Below are 6354 nucleotides of genomic sequence, written 5' to 3'. Positions count from 1 at the left end.
CGACCGGTCGAGCTCCGCTCCGCTCCGTCTCCCGATCGACAGGTCGAGCTCCGCTCCGCTCCGTCTCCCGCCACCCCTGGAGGAACCGCATGACGAACCCCGGCACCGTCCTGATCACCGGCGGCTCGTCCGGTCTCGGCGCCGCCGTGGCCGAGGCCGTCGCGCACGCCGGCGGCACCCCCGTCGTCCTCGACCTCAAGGCCCCCGACGCCGGGCACGCCTTCGTCGAGGTCGACCTCGCCGACCCGACCGCCGCGCAGTCCGCGGTCGCCCGCGCGATCGACGAGCACGGCGGGCTCGACGGCGTCGTCACCGCGGCGGGCATCGACCGCTGCGGGCGCATCGTCGACGTCGAGTGGGCGGAGTGGGAGCGCGTCGTCGCGGTGAACCTGCTCGGCACCGCCGCCGTCGTCCGCGCCGCGCTGCCCTCGCTCGAGGAGCGCCACGGCACCGTCGTCACCGTCTCCTCGACCCTCGGCATCAAGGCCGTCTCCGACGCGAGCGCCTACTGCGCCTCGAAGTTCGGCGTCGTCGGGTTCACCCGCGCGATCGCCGCGGAGTGGGCGGGCAGGGTCGGCGTCACGCTGCTCGTGCCCGGCGGGATGTGGACCCACTTCTTCGACGACCGCCCCGAGCAGTACAAGCCCGGCCCCGACGCGCAGCTCAACGACCCGGCGCAGACGGCGGAGGCGGTGCTGTTCGCGCTGACCCGCCCCCCGGGCAGCGAGGTGCGCGAACTCCTGGTCGCCGCGTCGGGGGAGTCGTCCTACCCGTGAGCCGAACCGCCATCAAGAGCCGCCCGGGCACTGGCCACGTCGTCGTGCAGCGTCAGCACGCGGTCCAGACCGGTGATGCGCAGCGGCCGCCGCACCGTCCGGGCCTGCGAGGCGAGCAGCAGCGGCACGCCGCGGCGGCGCAGCTCCTCGGTGACCTCGAGCAGCAGCGTCATGCCGGCCGACGCCAGCAGGGCGACCTGCTCGAGGTCGAGCACCACGGCGCGCGCCCCGGCCGCGGCCTCGTCGACGCCCGCGCGGACGGCGGACGTCGCGGCGGCGTCGACGTCGCCGATGATCGCGACCACCGCCACGCCGTCCGCCGTGTCGCGCAGGGCGACCTCCACGGTGCACGGGTCGTGCACTCGGCCTCCTGGGGCACGGACGGTCTCCGCGCAGCCGGGAACCGGCGGGTGACTCGCGAGGATCGTCGTTGGGGACCGGGGGCGCGCTGCTGGACCCCGCGGTGGCGGTGGGCGAACCCTAGCGAGTACTCCGGGTACCGGCCATGCATGTTCACCTCCGCCCCGTCCGAGCGGAGGGTCCCGTGACGCCGACGCCCCTGGACCGTGCTCCGTTGGCCGCGGACCTGCCCCGCCGGTTGGCGGAGGCCGCCCCCCGCGTGGTCGTCGTGGGCGACGCCGTCCTCGACTGCTGGATGACCGGCCCCACCCGCCGGCTCTCCCGCGAGGCGCCCGTCCCCGTCGTCGAGATCGACCGCACGCGCTGCGCCGCGGGCGGTGCCGCCAACACCGCGGTGAACCTCGCGGCACTGGGCGCACGCGTCGCGCTCGTCTCCGTGGTGGGTGACGACGACGACGGGCGCACGCTGCGCCGGCTGCTCGCCGAGGCGGGGGTCGACACGACGGGTGTGCTGGTCGCGCCCGGTCGCCCCACCGCGGCCAAGCGGCGCATCGTCGCCGACGACGCGATGGTCGCGCGCTACGACACGGTGCCCCCGGCCGACCCGGTCGACGGGTTCGTGCCGGCCCTCGACGCGGCGCTGGCGCTCGAGCCCGACGCCACCGTGGTCTGCGACTACGCCTCGGGCGCGCTCGACGACGACGCGGTGACCGCGGTCGCCGCCCGCCGCGACCGGCTCGGCGTGCTCGTCGTCGACGCCCACGCCGTCGCGCGCTGGGAGCCGACCGCACCCGATGTCGTGACCCCGAACGCGGGGGAGGTGGCCACCCTCCTCGGGCGCCCCCTGCGCGGCCCGGACCGGGCGGCGGCCGCCGAGGCCGCCGCCGGCGAGCTGCGGCGGCGGTCCGGCGCGGCCGCCGTCGTGGCGACCCTCGACCGGGACGGCGCGGTGCTGCTCTCCCCGGAGCAGCCGGCGCACCGGACGTGGGCGCGGCCCGCGCCCGAGAGCCACGCCTGCGGGGCCGGCGACTCGTTCACCGCGGGCCTCACGCTCGCGCTCGCGGCCGGCACCCCCACCCCGACCGCGGTGGAGCTGGCCCAGGCGGCGGCGGATGTCGTCGTCGGGCGCGCGCGGACCGCCGTGTGCTCGACGGCGGACCTCGTCGCGCAGGTCGGCGCGTCCGGCGGGACGCTCTCGACCGCCGCCGAGCTGGAACGCCTCGTCGCCGACCACCGCGCCGAGGGCCGGCGGATCGTGTTCACCAACGGGTGCTTCGACGTGGTCCACCGCGGCCACGTCGCCTACCTGAACCAGGCCAAACGGCTCGGCGACGTGCTCGTCGTCGCGCTCAACGCCGACGAGGGCGTGACCCGGCTCAAGGGCCCGGAGCGCCCGGTGAACCCGCTCGCCGACCGCGCCGCCGTCATCGGGGCGCTGTCCTGCGTCGACCACGTCGTCGGGTTCGCCGAGGACACCCCGGTCGCGCTGCTCGAGGCCCTGCGCCCCGACGTCTACGCCAAGGGCGGGGACTACACCCCGGACATGCTCCCGGAGACCCCGACGGTGCACGGCTACGGCGGGCAGGTCGCGATCCTGGACTACCTGCCCGACCGGTCGACCTCGCTCATCGTCGAACGGATCCGGGCCCGTGGCTGACCCGATGGTCGACGTCCTCGTCCCCACGAAGGACCGACCGACCGAGTTCGCGGCGACGCTGGCCGGGCTGGCCGCCCAAGCCGGCCCCTCGTTCCGGGTGGTCGTCTCCGACCAGTCCGACGACGAGGCGTCCTACGACACCCCGGCGGCCACGACCCTGGTCCGTGCACTGCGTCTCCGGGGCGTCGAGGTCGAGCTGCTCCGCCACCTGCCGCGGCGGGGGATCGCCGAGCAGCGGGCGTTCCTCCTCTCGCGGGCGAGCGCGCCCGCGGTGCTCTTCCTCGACGACGACGTCTGGCTCGAGCCGGGCGTGCTCGCGCGGCTGCACACCGCGCTGCGCAGTCTCGGCTGCGGCATGGTCGCCGCCGCGATGCAGGGGCTCTCCCACCTCGACGACGACCGCCCCCACGAGCGGGTCACCTACGAACGGTGGGAGCCCGGTCCGGAGCGGATCGAGAAGGAGTCGCCCGCCTGGCAGCGCTGGCGGCTCGGCAACGCCGCGAACGGCATGCACCTGGCGTTCGCCGAGGGCCTCGACGCGCCCGGCGCGGCCGTGCCCGACCCGTCGTCGTGGTCGGCGTACCGCATCGCCTGGGCGGCGGGCTGCGTGCTCTTCGACCGCGCCGCCCTCCTCGACGCCGGCGGGTTCGACTTCTGGCGCGAGGTCCCCGCCGACGCCCACGGCGAGGACGTGCTCGTGCAGCAGCGGGTCATGGCCCGCTCCGGCGCCGCCGGCATCCTCCCGAGCGGCGCCTACCACCAGGAGTCGGCCACGACGTTGCCCGACCGGGGCTCGTCGGCCGTGGATCTGCTCCCGCTGTGACAGGACGTCGTTGCTGTCACTGGCTGACAGCAACGACGCTTTCCTGCCACAGGGCGACTACCGCCCCCGCAGCGCCTCCACCGTCGCCTGCACCCGCGGGTCGCGCAGCAGCTCGTCCAGCGCCAGCGGCAGCGGGATCCGCCAGTTCGGGTAGGCGTCCGTGGTGCCGGGCAGGTTCGGCTGGCGCACCTCGTCGAGCACGTCGGTGAACGACGCGAGCACGATCCGCGACCCGGCGCCCGCGAGCAGCCGGTGCATCGCCGCGACGATCGCGCCCTCGGAGCGGTCCTCGCCGAGCACACCCTGCGAGACGAGCAGCCCGATCAGCTCCTCGCGCTCCCGGGCCGCCTGCTCCCGGGCCGCGTCGACGTCGGTGAGCAGCCCCGCCTCGTCCCGGATGCGCACGTGCTCGTCGCGGAGGAAGCCGACGGCCGTCGGCAGGTCGTGGGTCGAGATCGTCCCGAGCGTCATCTCGTCCCACTGCGACGGCGGGAGCAGGTCGCCGTCGGCGTCGCGCTGGAACCACAGCACCGCGCAGCCGAGCATGCCGTGGTCCGCGAGCCCCTCGGTCACCTCCGGCTCCACCGTCCCCAGGTCCTCCCCGACGACGACGGCGCCGGCCCGGGACGCCTCGATCGCCAGGACCGCGAGCATCGCCTCGGCGTCGTACTGGACGTAGGTGCCCTCCGTGGCGGGGCGGCCCGGCGGGATCCACCAGAGCCGCCACAGTCCCGCGACGTGGTCGATCCGCACGCCGTCCGCGTGGCGGAGCACCGCGCCGAGCATGTCGCGCAACGGCGCGTACCCGGCCTCGGCGAGCCGGTCGGGGCGCCACGGCGGCAACGACCAGTCCTGGCCGCGCTGGTTGAAGTCGTCCGGCGGTGCGCCGACGTGGACCCCGGGCGCGAGCGCGTCCTGCAGCGCCCACGCGTCGGCGCCGTCGGGCGCGCACCCGACGGCGAGGTCGGCGATCAGGCCGACCGGCATCCCGAACGTGGCCGCGTGCGCCTCGGCGAGCTGGTGGTCGAGCAGGTACTGGCACCAGCCGTGGAAGGAGATGCGGTCGGCGAGCTCCTCGCGGACGGCCGGGATGCCCGCCCCGTCGGGGGTGCGCACGTCCTCCGGCCAGGTCCGCCACTCCGGGCCGTGCCGCTCGGCCAGCGCGTACCAGGTCGCCACGTCCCGCAGGGCCGCCGGCAACGCCTCGACGACCGCGCGGTGCTCCGCCTGCAGGGCGGCGTCCGGGTCGTCGGCGTCGCCGAGCGAGGCGCCCGGTACCGGCGGCACCGCGTGCTCGAGCCCCGGGGTCGCCCCGACCGACCCGGCGAAGGGCCGCAGCAGGGAGAGCGCGGCGCGCTTGGCGGCCCAGACGGCGTCGTAGTCGATGAGGTCGGTCGGATCGCTCTCGCGCAGCACGTCGGAGTGCGGGGCCAGCCGGTCCACCGCGTACCGGACGTGCGCGGGCGCGGCGCGGTAGGCGGGGGTGGCGCTGACGCGGAGCGACACCGGGTGCAGGTAGCGCCGTGACGACGGGGAGTACGGCGACGCCTCGACGGTCGGCTCCAGCCGCAGCGCGTGCAGTGGGTTGCACAGCACGGCCCCGGCGCCCTGGCCGGTGGCGGCCGCGAGCAGGTCCCGCAGGTCGACGAGGTCCCCGCAGCCCCACGACCCGGGGGAGTGCAGCGAGTAGAGCTGCACCATCCAGCCCCACGTCCGCGGCACCTCGGCCAGCCGCGACGGCGGCACGAGGACGGCCGCCTCCTCGTGGCCGCAGGTCACCCGGTGGTAGCCGACGGGCAGGTCCGCCAGCGTCGACACCCGGCTCGTGGTCCCGTCCTCCAGGGTCAGCTCGCCCGGCTCGGGGAGTTCCACGGGCGCGTTCCCGACGACGAGCGTGGGCGGCAGGGCCCCCTGCCGCCGGTTCGCGAGGGCGTCGCGGACCGCCTCGTCGCTGGAGGCGTCCACGTCGAGCGCGGCGAGGACGTCGATGACCACCCCGGCGTCGACGTCCACGTCGCGGTCGCCCGCGTCGCGGTACCGGGTGGCGACGCCGTACGCGGCGGCGAGGTCGGCGAGATCAGGACTGACGCCGGGCACCGGGCTCCTCTCGGGGGGTCTCGTCGGCGACGAGGCTCCCAGTCCTACCCGCTGGCGTGTGTGAGGACCCCCCCACGTGCAAGCAATGCGTCACTGCTGGCACTGGACGCGAGAAAAGGCGGCACCGTCGTCGCGCGGATCGACGGTGCCGCCTTTCCTGGCACTGGGTGCAAGCAGTGACGCATTGCTTGCACCCGAAGAGGGATCAGCTCGTCCGCGGGTGCGGCACGCGGGGAGTGAGCGGACGACGGTTCGCGACCAACCGGTCGGCGATGTCGGAGGCGGAGGTCCGCGGCCGGCGCACGGTGGCGAGGGCCTCGATCTGGGACCGGGTCAGGGCGACCGTCCCGTCGAGCGCGGATCCGACCTCGGTCGCGGTCCAGCCGCGTTCGAGGAGGAGGTGGACCAGGGCGAGGGCCGACCCACGGTCACGCCGGGAGCGGGTCGCGAGGGGGCCCAGGTCGCCGGGGAGGACACGGGGGAGGACGGCGGTGTCGGGGATGTCGGGGACGACAGCGGGGAGGCTGGAGTCATCGGCGGCGGGCCGGGTGGAGATGGGATCGAGGAGCACGGTCACCTTCCGTTCGACGGCAGGAACGTCATCATCATTCTCAGGATCGGCACCCTGTGTGACAGGCAAA

At 75.7% G+C, this 6354-nt stretch carries 6 protein-coding genes; 3 read left to right on the top strand and 3 right to left on the bottom strand.

The genetic code is table 11. The features are described from left to right. The first annotated feature begins 89 nt into the window (after positions 1-89). A complete protein-coding gene (locus tag A3CO_RS38695; protein WP_169510943.1) occupies positions 90-776 on the top strand; it encodes an SDR family oxidoreductase in 687 nt (228 codons plus the stop codon). Here the strand turns inward: A3CO_RS38695 and A3CO_RS32030 are convergent. Further along, complete coding sequence (locus A3CO_RS32030) at positions 767-1138, bottom strand: STAS domain-containing protein (RefSeq protein WP_018332727.1); 372 nt, start codon at positions 1136-1138, stop codon at positions 767-769. The genes A3CO_RS38695 and A3CO_RS32030 overlap by 10 nt on opposite strands. Before the next feature lie 182 nt (positions 1139-1320). Between A3CO_RS32030 and rfaE2 the strand changes: the two genes are divergently transcribed. Both rfaE2 and A3CO_RS0113205 read left to right on the top strand, forming a co-directional pair. Then, complete coding sequence (gene rfaE2, locus A3CO_RS0113210; RefSeq protein WP_033414396.1) at positions 1321-2793, top strand: D-glycero-beta-D-manno-heptose 1-phosphate adenylyltransferase; 1473 nt, start codon at positions 1321-1323, stop codon at positions 2791-2793. Next, complete coding sequence (locus A3CO_RS0113205) at positions 2786-3616, top strand: glycosyltransferase family 2 protein (protein WP_018332725.1); 831 nt, start codon at positions 2786-2788, stop codon at positions 3614-3616. Before rfaE2 ends, A3CO_RS0113205 begins: the two co-directional genes overlap by 8 nt. 57 nt (positions 3617-3673) lie before the next feature. Here the strand turns inward: A3CO_RS0113205 and malQ are convergent, their stop codons facing one another. Together malQ and A3CO_RS0113195 are read right to left on the bottom strand one after the other, a co-directional pair. Continuing rightward, the gene (gene malQ / locus A3CO_RS0113200; protein WP_018332724.1) at positions 3674-5713 is read right to left on the bottom strand and encodes a 4-alpha-glucanotransferase; all 2040 of its coding nucleotides are present in this window, start codon (positions 5711-5713) and stop codon (positions 3674-3676) included. Between the two features lie 205 nt (positions 5714-5918). After that, positions 5919-6284 carry a hypothetical protein gene (locus tag A3CO_RS0113195; RefSeq protein ID WP_157647530.1) on the bottom strand — a complete coding sequence of 122 codons (366 nt, stop codon included), beginning with the start codon at positions 6282-6284 and terminating at the stop codon, positions 5919-5921. Between the last annotated feature and the right edge of the window lie 70 nt (positions 6285-6354).

Origin of the sequence: Actinomycetospora chiangmaiensis DSM 45062 (genome assembly GCF_000379625.1) — a bacterium.
GTDB lineage: Bacteria > Actinomycetota > Actinomycetes > Mycobacteriales > Pseudonocardiaceae > Actinomycetospora > Actinomycetospora chiangmaiensis.
This window is presented reverse-complemented; position numbering and strand designations above follow the sequence as displayed.